This is a genomic window from Microbacterium sp. Root61 (assembly GCF_001427525.1).
Classification (GTDB): Bacteria; Actinomycetota; Actinomycetes; order Actinomycetales; family Microbacteriaceae; genus Microbacterium.
Genome location: NZ_LMGU01000001.1, coordinates 1,771,863 through 1,788,676 on the forward strand (window position 1 = coordinate 1,771,863; position 16,814 = coordinate 1,788,676).

The window sequence follows — 16,814 nt, forward strand, 5'->3', positions numbered from 1 at the left end:
GGGGATGGGTATGCGTGAGGCCGTCCGCGCCACGTCGGCGAGGACTTCGGCAACCGACGCATACCGCTTCGGTAGACCGAGTTCACGGAGCCACACAACGTCGGCTCTCGCGGCGTCCCGCTGATTCACGCATGCGACCGCGCGTCGCGCGTCGTTGGGTGGGAACGACCGGTCGTGGATGATCCACTCCGTCTCGGTCAATCGCTGAAGTGCGAATTGCGAGTTCGTTGGTTTCACCATGCTCACTCCCAAAGTCAGACCTTGACGTGTGCACGAGCCTCCGTGACATCACGGAGAGATTAGCTCCGTCGGTGTGGATCGGCAAGAGCGCAATGCACCCGGATCACCAGCCGGGGCTCTCGATCTGTCAGGGACTCGACGTCGCCGCCGTGCGGCGGTACTGCCGGGGGGTCACGCCGTAGGCCCGCAGGAACTGCCTGTTGAAATTCGACAGGTTGGCGTAGCCGACCTCGGTGGCGATCCAGGCGATCGGCTCCTTGGTGCTCTCCAGTAAGCGGCACGCCTGAGTCAGCCGGAGTTGGCGGGACATATCGGTGAAAGTCTGGCCGCTGGCGAGCTTGAAGTAGCGAGAGAAGGCGGAGTCGCTCATCGCCGCGCGTCGGGCCGCGTCGTGCAGGTGTACGCCGGTCCTGAGGTGCTCGAGGATGTACTCGATGGCGTGTGACACCAACGCTGACGCATCCTCGTCGTCCGAGAACGGCACCCAGTCACGTACCAGTAGCCGGGTGTCCTCGCCGGGTGCCGTCGCCAGAGTGCGGAGCAGTTCGAGGACTCGCACCACGCGTTCCATGCCTTCGGACGCCTCGCGGACCCGGTGCACAGCGTCGGCTCCGCGCACTGCCGAAGGTCCGTGGAACTCGAGACCGCGCGCGGAGCGTCGAAGGAGTGGATTCAGGCCACGCAGCTCCGGCATCGCGGCCTGGCAGGCACGCACCCACTCCTCACTGAAGTGCAGCACGGCGTGCGCGTCGGGGATCACCTGCCCCGCCTCGCGATCAGCGATCCACCGGTGCGGCAGGTTCGGCCCGACGAGCATCAATTGCCCGGGACCGTACGAACCGACCACATCCCCGACGACGTATCTGCCGCTCGAGGCGAGAATCAGGTGCAGCTCGTACTCCGGGTGATAGTTCCAGCGAGCAAAGGGGTGTGGGTCGTCGTGCAGGTAGAACCGAACCGAGGTGTCCCGGTCCGCCGGGATCACCTCCCTGACGGCGGGCCGCCGTGGCGATTCGGCCGCAGGAGAATTCTGCAGTCGTCGAGAAGTGGTGATGAGATTCCCCTCGCAGCGTTCTGACGCCCATGAAACGCGGACTCTTCGCAAGAGAATATCGGTTTCAAGCGCGAAGCAGGGATGTCCCGGCCGCGGCGAATGCCGATAATCGGCTGAGACCCGATACCCCGGCGAGCGTCCCTGCCCCGGATGGGCCGACGAAGGAGCGAGAAGATGAACACGACGATGCGCCAGGTTGTGGTCGCAGGGTTGGACAAAGTCACTGTGACGGATAGCGCCGTTCCCGAGCCCGGTCCCGGGGAGGTGCGAGTCGCCGTGACCTATGCGGGGATCTGCGGCTCGGACACTCACGCCGTCGCGGGACATCATCCCTTGCTACCGCCGCCCTACCTCCCGGGCCACGAGCTGCTCGGGGTGGTCGAGAAGACCGGCCCCGGTGTGGACCCGGATCTTGTCGGGACGCGCGCCGTCGTCAAGCCGAACGTAGAGTGCGGCACGTGTGTCAACTGCCTCGCAGGACGCACCAACGCGTGCCAGAGCCTGGCCTGGATCGGGTGCGACCCGTCCGGCGCCCTGCCCGGCGGAATGGCGCCGTTGGTCGTCGCGCCCGCGCGGAACATCTTCCCGCTGCCGGACCAGGTGAGTGACGCGGATGGCGTGCTCGTCGAATGCCTTGCCACTCCCGTCCACGCCGCCCGCATCGCGGGTGATCTCGGCGGCGCGCGGGTCATGGTCATCGGCGCCGGCACGATCGGTCTGTTCTCGGTGATCGCCGCGCGACGCGCGGGCGCCGGCGTGATCGTGGTCTCCGATCCGGAACCCAGCAAGCGCGAACGTGCGCTGCAGTTCGGCGCCGACCATGCCGTCGACGCCTTTGATCCCGACTTCGCGGAGAAGACGTCCGCCGGACTGGGCGGCACGGCTGACGTGGTGTTCGACTGCGTGGGGATCGAGACATCCATCCGCCAGGCGATGAGCGTCCTCCGTCGCGCCGGGACGCTGCTCATCGTCGGCGTGCCGCCGCGAGATGGCTCGGTACCGCTGCCGCTGATTCAGGACTGGGAATTGCGCGTGCAAGGCTGTGCGAACTACACCGCGGAAGATATCGAGACCGCGATCGCCATCGCCGCCGAAGGCGGCCTCCCGGGAGATCAGATCGTCACGGGCGTCTACGCGCTCGAGGATGCCTCCGAGGCCTTTGCCGCGGCGGCCCTCGGTACCGCCGGGAAGGTTGTCATCAACCCTCGCGCGTGAGGTCGCAGCGGGCCGAGCACTTGACTCGGCCCGCTGGCAGGCGGCATGATATTGGCATCGGTAAATCGAAATACCTATTGACCATGGAGGTCCCGAGGTACCATGCGCTTGCTCAACTCTCGTGCTGACATCACCGTGATCGGAGGCGGGATGGCGGGCACGTGCGCCGCCATCGCAGCCGCGCGTCTCGGCCGAACAGTGAACCTCATCAACAACCGGCCCATGCTCGGCGGCAATGCCAGCAGCGAGATCCGCGTGTGGGTCTGCGGCGCGACTGCCCAAGGCGGTCAGAAGTTCGCTCGCGAGAGCGGGATCATGGGCGAACTGTGGCTCGAGAACCTGTTCCGCAACCCCGACGGGAATCCCTTCTACTGGGATCAGGTGGTCCTCGACGCGGTTCGCGCCGAGCCCAACATCACCCTCTGGCTCAACACCGACGTCAATGAGGTGGAGATGTCCGAGGAGGAGACTCCGCGGATCGTGTCGGTCACCGGATGGCAGACGGGTGCCGAGACGCGGGTCCGCTTCGCCGGTTCGGTGTTCATAGACGCCACCGGCGACGCCCTCGTGGGCTTCCTGTCCGGCGCCGACCACCGCCTCGGACAAGAACCCCGGGACGAGTTCGACGAGGAGTGGGCACCGGAGGCCGGCGGCGACGATTCGCTGGGCAGCACCATGCTGCTCTACACGAAGGACGTCGGTCACCCCGTGAAGTTCGTGCCGCCCTCGATCGCGATCGACGTCACGAAGACCTCGATCGTGACGCATCGCCCGATCAGTCTCGATGCCAACGGCTGCACCAACTGGTGGATCGAGTACGGCGGGCAGATGGACGTCGTCCACGACAACGAGAAGATTCGCGACGAGCTCTGGGGCGTCGTCTACGGGATCTGGGACTACATCAAGAACTCGGGGAAGTTCGACGCCGACAGCTACACCCTCGAATGGGCGGGATCGGTTCCGGGCAAGCGGGAGTACCGCCGTCTGGTGGGCGATTACATCCTCAACCAGAACGACATCATGGGTCAGACGGAATTCGCGGACGCGGTCGCCTTCGGCGGCTGGTCGATCGACCTGCACGCACCAGGAGGGGTTTACCACGCGGGCGCTCCGGCGAAGAACCTGTTCGGCTCCGGCACCTACGACATCCCGTACCGCAGCCTCTACTCGCGGAACGTCCCGAACCTCATGATGGCCGGGCGCGACATCTCCGCCTCGCACGTCGCCTTCGGATCGATCCGGGTGATGGCGACCTGCGCCATCGTCGGCGAAGCGGCCGGCACGGGTGCCGCGCTCGCGGTCGAGCGCGATCTCACCCCGCGCGAAGTGGGCGAGGTCGCGTTCGCGGACCTGCGGCGCACCCTGCTGCGACAGGATGCCTCGCTCCTCGGCGCGATCTGGGATGACACGCGCGACCTCGCCCTCACGGCGACGGCGTCGGCCTCCACGACCCTCCGAACGCTCTCCTACGACGGCGACGATGCAGAGCCCCACGCACTCGCCGTCGGCGACGTCGCGCTCGTCGTACCCGCAGAACCTCGCGTCGCGGGGCTGTCCCTGCTGGTCGGCGCCGCGACGGCCACGACCGTCGCGGTGGAGCTCTGGGAGACGGCAGGTGGGCAGAACTACCTGCCGGCCATTCCGGTGGCGGCTGCGGAGGTTCCGGTGGAGGCCGGTCGGCACTGGGTGCCGCTTCCGCTGGAGCACACCCCCTCGGGCCCGCGCAACGTCGTACTGGTGGTGCGGAAAGCGGCGGGGCTCAGCCTGTTCACGGGTGGTTCCCGGAGCGCGTACGGCGTCCTCGGACTCGTCGAGCGCGAACCTCGCGTCCTCCGCACCGACGGACTGCCGCAGGCGAATTCCTGGGATGCCGATCCGCTGCGTCGCCGCGGCGTGCACCTGCGCATCGAGCACGCCACCGACGCCTACCGCGCGGGCAAGGTGATCGGCGGATACGCAAGGCCTTTCGACGGTCCGCAGATGTGGTCGTCCGAACCGATGTCGGACGGACGCGAGGAGTGGGTGCAGCTCGACTGGCCCGAGACCCACCTCATCGGGCGTGTCGATGCGATCTTCAACGACGACGTCGACGAGCACCTGAACAATCTCCACCGCGACCCCAAGCCGTTCGATGTCTTCCCGGAGCTCGTCCGCGACTACCGGATCGAGGTTCGGGTGGACGACGTCTGGCAGGCGATCGTCGACGTCGAGGACAATCGCCATCGCCACCGCGTGCACGCGCTGACCGAGCCGCTCCGGGGCGACGCTCTGCGGTTGGTCATCGTTCGCACGAACGGGTCCGATACCGCCCTCGTGTCATCCCTTCGCGTCTTCGAAGCCGTTTGACGTGAAGTGATGGCGTGACGGATGTCGCGGCCGGATCGGTCGCGGCATCCGTTCGCCGCAGGAGTGGTTGCGCGCTGCGCATCCACGCCCTGGCCGCGACGATTCCGGCGCGAGCTACGACCGGCGCGGCGGCGGCGTTGCCGCTTCGCCGATGTACGGCCCGGGGATCTCCCCGGAACCGCGTTGGATGAGCTTCGTCGGCACAGTGAGTGTCGCCAACTCGAGCGGGGTCTGCGCCATCCGTGCGAGGAGGCGCTCGGCGGCCAGCTCGCCCATCCGGTGCGGGTCTTGCGCGACGACCGTCACACCGGGCTCGAGCAGGTCGAGCAGTGCGACGTCATCGAACCCGACCATCGCGATCTCGTGCTGGGCATTGCGTTCGTGGAGAGCGCGGAGCGTGCCGACGACCATGCGGTTGTGCGCCGCGAAGATCGCGGTGGGTGGCTCGGCATCATCGAGCATGCGGTGCACCACCTTTCTCGCACCCTCCTCTCCGCGCACCCCGGTGATGTCGCGCGCCTCGGATCGCGAGACGCCCCACGCATCCAGCTCGGCGAAAAAACCGCGTCGCCTCTCACGGAGGGTCCAGATCCGCTGATCGCTGCCGACGTAGGCGAGTCTGCGGTGACCGTGCTCGAGCAGATGGCGCGTCGCCGCGACGGCGCCGTCGTAGTTTCGAGAGACCACCGAGTCGAATGCGACTGACACAGCCGGTCGGTCGACGAAGACGATCGCCGTCCCCCTCGCTGCTTCGGCGGAGAGGTACGCCTGATCGCGCGAGACGGTGGTCAGGATGACCCCGTCGACGCGGCGGCGCAGAAACTCCTTGACCACGGTTCGCTCACGGTCAGGGTCCTCCTCGAAACTTTGAGCCAGAACGATGATCGAGTGCTTCCGCATGACGGACTCGACGCCGCGATGGATCGCCGCGGAGAAGGGATTGTCGACGCTCTCGAGCATCAGCCCGATCGCGTTGGTACGGGCCCCCATCCGCCGAAGGCCGCCGGCGTAGACGTTCAGCTCATAGTTGAGGTTGGCCGCGGCGCGCCTGACGCGCTCACCCGTCTCGACCGAGACATTTGGTTCACCGTTGAGGACTCTGGAGACCGTCTTCACACCGACGCCGGCCAGCGCCGCGACGTCTCGCATCGTCGCGTGATGCGGTGCCTGGGGCACGTCTAACATCGATGCTCAACTCGTTCCTGAATGACTGACGACGGAGTTACTCTTCGGGGATCTCAGCTTCTCATCGTAGCCATGAGCGCTACGACATTGAGCTTGCCCGATGACCGACATCAGCATCAGAACCTGATCCCTGATCTACGACCTCGGCCCAGGTCGGTGGCTGAGCTCCCGCTCGGGCGACAGTCGCCGAAGCAGCGCGCTGGGCAAGGGTGGCGAGGGCTTCGGCTTCGTCTGCCTCTAGTGCCCCGGCGGCGAGGGACTGCGCCAACCCCCAGCGCGTCGCCCCCGCGATGAGAGCTGAGGTGAACGCGTCGCCGGCGCCGATGGTGTCGACCACTCGAGTGCGGATTCCTGGTTGTTCCACCCGGTGGCGCGCAGTGGTGAGCACGCACCCATCGGCGCCTCGAGTCATGGCGAACAGTCCCACTCCGAGACCGAGCGCCCAGTCGGCGACATCCCGATGATCCGCGCCGGGAAGCAGCCACGCGGCGTCCTCGTCGGACAGTTTGAGGATGTCCGCATGGCGACCGAATCGTTCCACACTCTCCAGCGCCGTCGCACGATCGGGCGTGATCGCGGGCCTGGCGTTCGGATCGAAAGAACGGAGCACGCCGGAGCCTGCCTGTTCGAACAGTTCGAGCACGCGCCCCGCGCCCGGGGCGATCACCGTGGCGAGTGACCCCGTGTGCAACGCGACGGCTTCCGCGGGGAGGCCGCGACCGGGAGGAATGTCCCAGCGCAGGTCGAATTCGTACGATGCAGAGCCATCGCGCGCCAGCCGCGCTCTCGCGGTCGACGTTCGCGTTCCGGGAGTCATGGAACCCCCCGCGACGGATACGCCCGCGGAGGAGAGGTGCCCGGCGATGAACCGACCGTCGTCGTCGTCCCCGAACGTGGTGAGCAACGTCGTGGGCATGCCCAACCGCGCCAAGCCGACGGCGACGTTCATCGGACTGCCGCCGGGCATGCGGCGTTCCGTGCGGTCGACGTCGACGACGACGTCGACGAGAGACTCACCGACGACGACGACGGATCCCGGCACGCTGTCGCGCCCAGGTGCTTCCGAAATGCGCATCGCCGGGCTACTCCCGCACGGCGTCAGCGGGAAGAAGCCCGGCCGGGCCCTCCTGCTCGAGGACCTCGGCGGCGTGCGCGAACGCGTCGACGAAATCCTGCGAGTCCAAGAATCGGCGCAGCGTGGGGATGCGCGTGAGGAACTCCTTCGGGGACCGGACGGCCGCGGCGATGAGCTGATCGGCGGCGACGTCGTCCATGGTGAATCGCCCGGCACCGGCTGCTCGACACCACGCCCGCCAGGTGGCGAGGATCGACACCCCGACGAGGCACGGTTCACCCGATTCGACGCGGTCGATCAGCACGGGAAGGAAGAACTTGGGGATGCGGTTCGATGCGTCGACGGACAAACGCGCGAGGAGATCGCGCACGTGAGGGTTGCCGAAACGAACGAACAAGTCGTCGATGTAGGCAGCGATATCGAACCCCGTCGGCACCTGAAGGGTCGGAACGGCCTCTTGTTCCATGTACGCGCGCAAGTAAGCGGCGATCAGCGGGTCGCCCACCGCCTCGTGCACGTACTCGTACCCCATCAGCTGGCCGATGTAGGCCACCGCCTGATGCGATGCATTGAGCAGTCGGAGCTTGATGGCCTCGTACGCATCGATGTCGGAGACCAGCAGCACGCCGGCCTTCTCGAGCGGCGGACGACCGCCCGGAAAGTTGTCCTCGATCACCCATTGGACGAACGGCTCGCTCGCGACGGGCCAGTCGTCTTGCACTCCGAGTTCGGTCGCGACGCGGTCGATGTCCGCTTGAGTGGTTGCGGGTGTGATCCGGTCGACCATCGTCGAGGGAAACGCGACCGAGGACACGATCCAGTCAGCGAGGTCTGGGTCGACCAACCGCGCGACACCCGCCACGCTCTCCCGGGCCACGCGCCCGTTTCCCTGGATGTTGTCGCACGAGAGCACCGTGAAGGGCTCGATACCTCGAGCCCTTCGCTCACGGAGCGCGGCGACGACCCACCCGAACGCTGTGCGCGGGGAGGTCAGGCCGTTCGCGACCTCCTCGACGACGAGGGGGTCCGCCTCCGGCACCCGCCCCGTCGTCGAGTCGGAGACGTACCCACCCTCGGTCACGGTGAGCGAAACGATCCGCGTCTCCGGTGAGACGAGTCGGGCGAGCAGACCTGCGGGGTCCTCAGGTGCGTAGATGTATTCCCGGATAGAACCGATGACCGCGAAGTCGCTCGATCCATCCGGCTGCCGGAGCGCGAGGGAGTACAGCCCGTCCTGACGGGCGAGCACATCGCGCATCCTCGCGTCCCGTTCGAGCAGCCCGACCCCGCAGATCGCCCACTCGTGAGCGAGCCCCATGTTCAGGAGGCGGTCGACGTACATTGCCTGATGCGATCGGTGGAAATTGCCCACGCCGAAGTGCACGATCCCCACCTTGAGGCTGTCGCCGAGGTATTGCGCTACGCCGACAGAGTGGGGAAGTGCACCGATCGACTTCTTGCTGAGCTGTTCCACCGCTCGATCAGCCCTTCAGATTCAGGTGAACAAGCACACGCGCCGTTGCTTCGGGAGTGGCGCCGGTGACGCGCAACCGCAGCCAATTGCCGAAGCGATCAATGGGCAGATCGACGAGGGACTCCGCTGCAGCGAGCGTCGCCTGGGCACGCATCCGCCAGTTGATGCCGTCAGGCGAGACCTCGGCGGTGATGGTCAAGTCGGGGTGCTCGCCCTCGGCCTGGATGAAGAAGACGCCCTCGATCGCCCATCCCGCTTCGTAAGGGAGGGTGGCGTACTCGTCGGAGATCCGCACCCGACGGGTGAGGACGGAAGTGTTGGTCGTTTGCATGTTTTTCGTGTCTCTCAGAGGTGGAAGTCGGCCAGCGTCACTCGGTGGAGTACACGACCGAGTCGAGGTAGAGGTTCACCGAGCGCTCGGAGTCCGTCTCGATGAAGAAGATGGGGTTGATGAGGTTGTCGATGGACGCGTAGCCCTCTGTGAGAGTGGGCTTGATGCCGCGCATGTCCATGACATGATCGCCGCTCTGCAGTTCGACGTACTCGCGCTTCTCGATGTCGACGGTGAGCCGGAAGTACATCCAGTTGATCTTGTCGGGGCTCTCGTTGTAGACGAGGTCCTGCTCACCGCCCGGCACCCACTGGTAGCCGTCTGCCGAGCCATCCTCGAAGCGGCGTCCGTACCACTGGTTGTCGACGCCGGGAACGCACCAACCGTCCTTCACGCCGAAGTTCCAGTCCTCGGGCGTGACGCCTTCGGCGACCTGGTAGTACTGCCACTTCTTCACGAGCTTGCCGCCGAGGGAGTTCACGTAGCGCACGCCCGGCATGTACCGGTACTCGGAGTCCTGTACGTCGAAGAAGAAGCCGATCGCGCGGATGTCCTCCTCGCCCTTGCCCTCGCGGTCCTGGACCGGGGTGTAGGAGTACCAGGCCTCGATCTGGATCAGCTTGGGGTTGCCGTAACGGGAGAGACGCTTGATCGCGTGCCCCATGGAGCCGTCGCGCGGCGGCTCGGTGTGCGGACCGCCGGTGGGTGCGGTCGAGACCTTCAGCGAGTAGGTGCCATCCATCGAGCCATGCGACGACGCGAAGCGCATCGAGGCCGAGCTCAGCTGGTTCGGCGCCCAGCTGGAAAGGTCGACGACGGAGTCGAACGACTCGTAGTTCTCCTCGACGTAGTTGGGGGTGAGGTCCAGCCAGCCGTTGAAGCCATTGTCGAAATCGTCGTAGCAAATGACATTCGCGAGAGGCTTGAACCGCCCTAGTCCGCGCTCATACGACAGGAACTTCTGCATTGCTCTTTCTCTCTCTCTGTGTGGGGGGAACGGGGTATTCGTGAAACTCGATCGGCGCCAGAGGGGCGACGACGTTGTCGAAGTCGACAACCGCCCCCTGCGCGATGAGCGTGCGACGCAGTGCATCGACGTCGATGTCGGACACGCTGTAGCCGTGCGCGACGCTCAGCGCGGCGGCTGTCCCGGCGCCTTGCCCCATGGCCATGCAGGTGGCCATGACCCGCGCGGAGCCGAAGCCCGAGCCGTCTGCGTCGAGGCAGCGACCAGCTGTCACGACGTTGACGCTTCCGCGCGGGACGAGGCAGCCATAGGGGATGTTGTACTCCTGGCGCGGCACGACGAGGCCGTCCTGCTCGTTGGTGTCCGACGAGTGGATGTCGATGACGTGCGCACCCTTCGCGACGGTGTCGGGAAAGGCCTTGGGCGTGACGATGTCGTCTCGCTGAAGCTGGGCGAGCCCGACGATGCGGTAGGTCTCGCGCACGCCGGTCTGGATGCCGGACTTCGCGAGCCAGCAGTCCCGGAACTCGGGGAACTCTCGCCGCAGGACGTGGATGAATTGATCGAGCTGCTCGCGCATGCTGCACTCGGTGCGTGTGAACCGCTCGGGATCACTCGCATCGGTGGCCTCGCGCAGCAGGTTGATGCTGACCATGCCGTCGTGGAAGAACTGGTTGATCCAGGGGCCGCCGAAGATGGGGATCTCGCCGGCCGCGTTGAGTTCGAGCAATCGACCGCGGATCTCCGCGGACACGGGCAGCATCCCGTCGACGGCGTCTTCGAAGAGTGGTGTCAAGGCGTCTGTGTCGACCCCGCCGAGCTGGAACCACAACGATGCCGGCTGGAGCACATCGCTCTTGACCGTAGGGAGGCCGGATGCGCGGACGAGATCGGCGTCGCCTGTGCAGTCGATGAAGACCGTGCCCTGGTAGGCCGAGCGACCCGCTTTGTTCTGCACGATGACATGGGTGACTCGCCCGTCCTCGACAGTGCAGTCCGACAGCCAGGAGTGGTAGAGAAGCGTCACACCACTCTCCAGCAGCAGCCGCTGGGCGGCGAGCTTGAGGATCTCGTCGTTGGCGGGATAGTTGCCGCTCTCCCGGGACACGTCCGCGCCGCCGAGGTCGGCAGCCTTCTGCAGGAGTTCGAATGGGATGCCGCCGATGTGCTGTTTGCCGAAGTGGCGGAACTCGCTGATCGGCGTGACGAGCGCGCTCGTCGCCATCCCGCCCACGAATCCGTAGCGCTCGATCAGCAGCGTCCGTGCCCCGTTGCGCGCCGCGGCCGTCGCGGCGATCACTCCCGCAGGACCACCGCCGCACACGATGACGTCGTAGCTGCCGACGACGGGGGTTTCCCTGCTCGTCTCCGTGACAAACATCGATTCTCTTTCTAGGTGAAGCTGACGTGAGGGATGGTGCCTCCCCGCCTGGGCACACGGCGCAGGCGGGGAGGGGCGCTGCGGGGGCGGGAGATCCCAGCCCCCACAGCAGATCGGGCTCACTCGGTGAGGTAGACCTTGCTCCAGTCGTAGTTCTCCGTCGGGACGAGGGTCAGACCCTTGACCTTGTCGGAGAACGCGAGGTTGATGTTGATCTGGTACATGCCCAGGGCCGGTGCGTCGGCCGCCAGCTGATCCGAGATCTCCTGGTAGATCTCGAGTCGCTTCTCAGGATCCGTCTCGCCCTGCGCCGCCATGAGCATCGTGTCGAGTTCCGGGTTGCAGTATCCGAGCCTGTTCGCCGCGCAGGTGTAGAGCCTGTTCAGCGTGAAGTCGGCATCGCCCGTCGTGTTGAGGTTCGGGTTGATGATCATGTCGAAGTTGCCCGGGCTGGCGATGGCGGCGGTGAAGGTCGCCTGGTCGTCCGCCTTCGGCGCGACATCGACGCCGATCTCGCTCCAGTAGGAGACCATCGCGGTGACGAGCTGGTCGAGACCCGCGTTGGCCGTGCTGTAGTCGACACTCGAGCTGAACCCGTCGGGGAAGCCGGCCTCGGCGAGGAGCTTCTTCGCTCCCTTGGGGTCGTAGGCCGGCCAGTCGCCGGACGGCAGGCAGCCGAAGGCGACCTCGGGGCACAGGGCGCTCATCGGCGTCGCGGTCTCGCCGAGCAGCGACGAGACGATCGTCGGCATGTCGAGCGCCATCAGCATCGCTTGGCGCACCTTGAGGTCCGTGAACGGCTCGCGGCTGTTCTGGAACCACAGGAAGTTGTACGTCAGGCTCGGGATCTGCTCGAACACGATGTTCGGGAAGCCCTCCACAGTCGCGATCTGATCGTTCGGGACGCCGGCGATCACCTGAGCAGAGCCGTTCGACAGTGCCGTGATGCGACTCGAGATGTTGTCGATCTGCTGGAACGTGAGCGTCTTGAGCTTCGCCTTCTCGCCCCAGTAGTTGTCATTCCGCGACATCTTGATGCTGTCGTTCGCCGTGAAGCTGTCGATGACGAACGGGCCGGTCCCGATCGGGGATGCCCAGTAGGCGTCATCCGCCGCGCCGTCCGCCTTGCCGATCCCGACCATTGCGAGGATGCCCATGAGCGTCCCCGTCGGCCGAGAGGTGTTGATCGTCACCGTCGTCGGGTCATCGGCCGTGTACGACTCGACGACCGCGAGCTGCGCTCCGAGCACCGACTTCATCGCGATGTAGCGATCCAGGGTCGCAACGACATCCGCGGAGGTGAACGGCGTTCCGTCGCTGAACGTCACATCGTCGCGGAGCGTGAAGGTGAGCGTCGTGTCGTCCACCCACTCCCATTCGGTCGCCAGGAGCGCTTGCGGCTCCTTGGTCTCGGGATCGAGCGCGACGAGGCCCTGCATCACATTGCTCGCCACCTGCGTGCTGCAGTTGGTGAAGTTCGCCGTGATGTCCAGCATCGTGCAGCCCCAGTTGATGACGTACGTGAGGTTCTGCTTGTCATCGGCCACGGGCGTGGCACTTGGCGCGCTGCCTGTGTCCGTATCGCCGGCGCCGGCGGCGCAGCCGACCAGCACCAGGGCAGCGGCCGCCGCCATCGTGACGCCTGTCAGCAGGCGCCTACGCAATGAGGTCATTACCATCTCCTTCGATCCAAGTGACTCTTGCTGTGTGATTGGCCGCCGCGGAGATCACTTGTGCGGTGGACATCTGGGGGGACCTCACTGGTGCCAAGGGCGAACCACGGGGACCGCGGCCAGCAGGGTCTGGGTGTAGCTGTGTTGCGGGTTCTCGAAGAGCTCGCGCGTGGTTCCCTCTTCGGCGACGACACCGCGATGCAGCACCAGTACGCGGTCGCAGAGGTGTTCGATGACGGAGAGGTCGTGCGAGATGAAGAGGTAGGCGAGTCCCAGTTCGTCCTGCAGGTCATCGAGCAGATTGAGAACCTGCGCCTGGACGGAGACGTCCAGAGCGGAGACGGGTTCGTCGCAGATGATGAGCTTCGGCCTGAGCGCGAGTGCACGGGCGATGCCGATGCGCTGGCGCTGCCCGCCGGAGAACTGGTGGGGATAGCGATCCGAGTGGTCGGGATTCAGACCCACCCGATCCATGAGTTCCTTGACCTCCGCCGTCCACTGGCGCGACGGCACCACGCCGGTGTGCACGCGCCACGCCTCGGCGATGACATCGCGCACCGTGAGTCGCGGGTTGAGGGAGGCGTACGGGTCCTGGAAGACCATCTGCATGTCGCGCCGGACGTTCTTGAGCTGTCGTGGCGAGTAGTGCGTGATGTCCTCGCCCTCGAACTCGATCGCGCCGCCGTCGGCCTTCACAAGGCCGATCACCGCGCGGGCGACCGTGGACTTTCCCGAGCCGGACTCGCCGACCAGACCGACGGTCTCGCCCGGACGGATGTCGAACGTGACGTCATCGACGGCGACGTTCTCGTCGATCTTGCGCTGCAGGAACGTCGAGCGGATCGGGTACGCGACCTTGAGGTGCGACACCTTCAACAGCGGCGAATCAGACATGAGCCAGCACCTCCTCTGAGCGGTGGCACGCGGCTTCGTGCTCCTGCGGCCAGCCCTGCGGGGTGCGCAGCGCCGGCACCTGCTCGCGGCAGACATCGAGCGCGAAGGGACACCGCGGGTTGAATGCGCAGCCGCTCGGCAGGCTGAGCAGGTTGGGTGGGGAACCCTCGATGGGGCGGAGGCGCCCGCCGATGCTCGTCTCACTCGGGATCGACTCGAGCAGGCCCGTCGTATAGGGGTGTGCGGGGTGATCGTACAGCTCGCGGATCGTCCCGGTCTCCACGATGCGACCTCCGTACATGATGGCCACCCGATCCGCGTAGTCGGCCACCACGCCGAGATCGTGGCTGATCAGGATCATCGCCATTCCGGTGTCGGCCTGGAGCTCTGCGAGAAGATCCATCACCTGCTTCTGAACCGTGACATCCAGCGCCGTCGTGGGTTCGTCCGCGATGAGGACCTTCGGGTCCAGCGCGAGCGCCATCGCGATCATGATCCGCTGGCGCTGACCCCCCGAGAATTGGTGCGGGTAGTCGCGGATCCGTTCTTCCGCCTTCGGGATGCCGACTCGCTTGAGAAGGTCGAGGGCCTTTGCCAGAGCGGCCTTCTTGCTCATCCCCCGGCGTCGGCGCAACGGCTCCGCGATCTGTGCGCCGACCCGGAACACCGGGTTCAGCGAGCTGAGCGGGTCTTGGAAGATCATCGCGATGTCTTCCGCGCACAACTCGCGCACACGAGGCACGGGCAGCGTCGCGAGGTCCTCGCCGCCATACAAGATGCTGCCTCCGGTGATGGCGCCGGCGGGTTTGGGCAGCAGGGCCATGATCGCCTGCGCTGTGGTCGATTTGCCCGAGCCCGACTCCCCGAGGATCGCCAGCGTCTCGCCGCTGCGCACATCGAACGTCACATGGTCGAGCGCGCGGGCTATTCCGGCGACCGTCGAGAACTCCACAGTGAGGTCTTTCACCTGCAGCAGCGGGGTTGCTGACGTGTCAATCACGCGTGTCGGCTTCATCATGCGCTCCGCAGTCTCGGGTCGAACTTGTCACGTAGGGCGTCGCCCAGAATCCCGAAGCAGAGCATCAGGATGACCAGCAGGACTCCGGGGAAGGTCGATATCCACCAGGCTGTGGTGAGGTACTGCGTGCCGTTGAAGATCGTGCTGCCGAGGCTCGGGGTGCCCAGCGGTACACCGACGCCGAGGAAGGACAGTGCCGCTTCCGCGAGGATCACCGTCGCGAACTGCGTCGTCGCCACGACGATGACGGGTGCGATCGTGCCGGGCAGGAGCGTCCGGAACATGAGGTGGGCGTTGCCCGCACCCAGAGTCCGGGCCGCCTCGACGTACTCGCGATTCCTCAGCGACAACACCTGGCTGCGCGTGACACGGGCGAACACGACCCAGCTGGCTATCGAGAGCACGAGGATGATGTTCCCGACCCCTTGCCCCAGCACCGACGCGATGAGGATCGCGAGCAGGATGGAGGGGAAGGCGAGCTGGATGTCGGCGAGCCTCATGAGCGTTGCGTCGGCGGCTCCCCCGAAGTGGGCTGCGAGAAGCCCGAACAGGACTCCGACGGCACCCGCGAACACAAGCGTCGAAACGCCGATGACGAGCGAGATGCGGGCGCCGGACATGATCTCTGCGAAGAGGTCGCCGCCGACCTGCGTCGTTCCGAGTATCGCGACGCGACCGTCGGACATGACCGTCCCCGGCGGCTTGAGCCGGTTCACGAGATCCACCTTCAACGGGTCGTATCCGTACACCCACGGAATGACGATCGCGCCGATGATGATCAGGCCGATGATGATCAGCGGTACGACCATGCGCAGGGTGACGTCCCGGCGTGCCCGGCGTGCGAGCGATGTCGCCTTATTGACCGTGACGGTCGATGCCGTATTGACCGTGACGGTCGGTGCAGTGGTGGTCACTGGGCGAGCCTCACTCTGGGGTCGAGGAATCCGTACAGCAGATCCACGACGAGGTTGACGATGACGAAGACGGCCGCGATGACGAGGACGCAGGCCTGCACGACGTTGTAGTCGCGCTGTTGGATCGAGTTGACGAGCAGATCTCCGATACCGGGGAATGAGAAGACGGTCTCGACGACGACCGCGCCGCCGAGCAGACCGCCGAACTGCAGTCCGACGATCGTGACGACGGGGATGGCGGCATTACGCACCGCGTGCGGGAAGATCACGGTCCGCTCCGACAGGCCCTTGGCGCGCGCGGTCTGGATGTATCCCTCGCCCATGACCTCGAGCAGACCGTTGCGGATCATGCGGGTGAGGACCGAGATGAACGGCAGCGCCAGGACGATCGTCGGCAGGATGAGGCTCAACGGTCCGGTGAGACCCACGCTGGGAAGCCATCGGAGTGTCTGGGAGAACACCAGCAGGAGCACGATCGAGATCCAGAAGTTCGGAAGCGCCTGGGTGAGCAGGGTCCCGAAAGTGACGGCTCTGTCGGTGAAGCGATTGACGCGCAGGGCCGCGAGCAGGCCGAGCGGGAAGGAGACCAGGATCGAGAGGCTGCAAGCCAGTACGGCGAGAAGCGCGGTGTTGGGCAGCACGCTGGCGATCAGGTCGGTCGCGGGGACCTTGAGCGTGTAGGAGTCGCCGAGATCGCCCGTGAGGATGCCGAGCAGGAATTGTCCGTATTGGACGTACAGCGGCTCATTGAGGCCGAGCTGTTCGCGCAGCTGATCCAGCTGCTCGGCCGTTGCATCCGTTCCGGCGATGAGCAGGGCGGGGTCGGCCGGCACGACCCGGACGATGAGGAAGATGACCGTGGCCACTCCCCACAGCACGAAGATCGCGAGCAGCAGTCGCTTGAAGAGGTACCCACCCACTGAATAATCCGCCCTTCCGAGATCCTCATTGAATCTCGAAGTTCAATGACATCGATGTCAACCACGATTACATTAGCGGAATCGAACCCGATGTCAATTCACCATTAAGTTCGATTTGCCCGCAGAA

The 16,814-nt window shown here is 65.8% G+C and carries 14 protein-coding genes; 2 read left to right on the forward strand and 12 right to left on the reverse strand.

The features are described 5' to 3' along the window. Positions 1–367: 367 nt before the first annotated feature. Positions 368–1,621 (reverse strand): helix-turn-helix domain-containing protein, encoded by a 1,254-nt coding sequence (locus ASD65_RS18990; RefSeq protein WP_235566634.1) that lies wholly within the window; start codon positions 1,619–1,621, stop codon positions 368–370. Between ASD65_RS18990 and ASD65_RS08640 the strand changes: the two genes are divergently transcribed. Next, positions 1,571–2,509, forward strand: a complete 939-nt coding sequence (locus tag ASD65_RS08640; RefSeq protein ID WP_235566635.1) for a zinc-dependent alcohol dehydrogenase — start codon at positions 1,571–1,573, stop codon at positions 2,507–2,509. The genes ASD65_RS18990 and ASD65_RS08640 overlap by 51 nt on opposite strands. 102 nt (positions 2,510–2,611) lie before the next feature. Then, the gene (locus tag ASD65_RS08645; RefSeq protein WP_056221222.1) at positions 2,612–4,855 is read left to right on the forward strand and encodes an FAD-dependent oxidoreductase; all 2,244 of its coding nucleotides are present in this window, start codon (positions 2,612–2,614) and stop codon (positions 4,853–4,855) included. Positions 4,856–4,969: 114 nt separating this feature from the next. Here ASD65_RS08645 and ASD65_RS08650 read toward each other — a convergent pair whose 3' ends face one another. From ASD65_RS08650 to ASD65_RS08700, 11 genes are all read right to left on the reverse strand, one after another. Beyond that, positions 4,970–6,031, reverse strand: a complete 1,062-nt coding sequence (locus ASD65_RS08650; protein ID WP_235566637.1) for a LacI family DNA-binding transcriptional regulator — start codon at positions 6,029–6,031, stop codon at positions 4,970–4,972. An 88-nt stretch (positions 6,032–6,119) separates the two neighbouring features. Next, entirely contained in the window at positions 6,120–7,115 is a 996-nt protein-coding gene (locus ASD65_RS08655; protein WP_082561634.1) for a carbohydrate kinase family protein, read from the reverse strand. Between the two features lie 7 nt (positions 7,116–7,122). Then, complete coding sequence (locus ASD65_RS08660) at positions 7,123–8,589, reverse strand: mannitol dehydrogenase family protein (protein WP_056221234.1); 1,467 nt, start codon at positions 8,587–8,589, stop codon at positions 7,123–7,125. Positions 8,590–8,596: 7 nt separating this feature from the next. Next, entirely contained in the window at positions 8,597–8,920 is a 324-nt protein-coding gene (locus ASD65_RS08665) for a DUF6385 domain-containing protein (RefSeq protein WP_056221239.1), read from the reverse strand. 37 nt (positions 8,921–8,957) lie between these two features. Continuing rightward, the gene (locus ASD65_RS08670) at positions 8,958–9,887 is read right to left on the reverse strand and encodes a DUF6772 family protein (protein WP_056221244.1); all 930 of its coding nucleotides are present in this window, start codon (positions 9,885–9,887) and stop codon (positions 8,958–8,960) included. Continuing rightward, positions 9,865–11,268, reverse strand: a complete 1,404-nt coding sequence (locus ASD65_RS08675) for an FAD-dependent oxidoreductase (protein WP_082561635.1) — start codon at positions 11,266–11,268, stop codon at positions 9,865–9,867. Before ASD65_RS08675 ends, ASD65_RS08670 begins: the two co-directional genes overlap by 23 nt. A gap of 119 nt (positions 11,269–11,387) precedes the next feature. After that, positions 11,388–12,941, reverse strand: coding sequence for an ABC transporter substrate-binding protein (locus ASD65_RS08680; RefSeq protein WP_162248475.1), 1,554 nt, complete (start codon positions 12,939–12,941; stop codon positions 11,388–11,390). An 84-nt stretch (positions 12,942–13,025) separates the two neighbouring features. Further along, positions 13,026–13,835, reverse strand: coding sequence for an ABC transporter ATP-binding protein (locus ASD65_RS08685; RefSeq protein ID WP_056221254.1), 810 nt, complete (start codon positions 13,833–13,835; stop codon positions 13,026–13,028). Then, complete coding sequence (locus ASD65_RS08690; protein ID WP_235566638.1) at positions 13,828–14,835, reverse strand: ABC transporter ATP-binding protein; 1,008 nt, start codon at positions 14,833–14,835, stop codon at positions 13,828–13,830. The genes ASD65_RS08685 and ASD65_RS08690 overlap by 8 nt, the downstream gene beginning before the upstream one ends. A gap of 14 nt (positions 14,836–14,849) precedes the next feature. Continuing rightward, the gene (locus ASD65_RS08695) at positions 14,850–15,767 is read right to left on the reverse strand and encodes an ABC transporter permease (RefSeq protein WP_056221260.1); all 918 of its coding nucleotides are present in this window, start codon (positions 15,765–15,767) and stop codon (positions 14,850–14,852) included. Continuing rightward, entirely contained in the window at positions 15,764–16,687 is a 924-nt protein-coding gene (locus ASD65_RS08700; protein WP_056221265.1) for an ABC transporter permease, read from the reverse strand. The genes ASD65_RS08695 and ASD65_RS08700 overlap by 4 nt, the downstream gene beginning before the upstream one ends. Positions 16,688–16,814 lie beyond the last annotated feature (127 nt).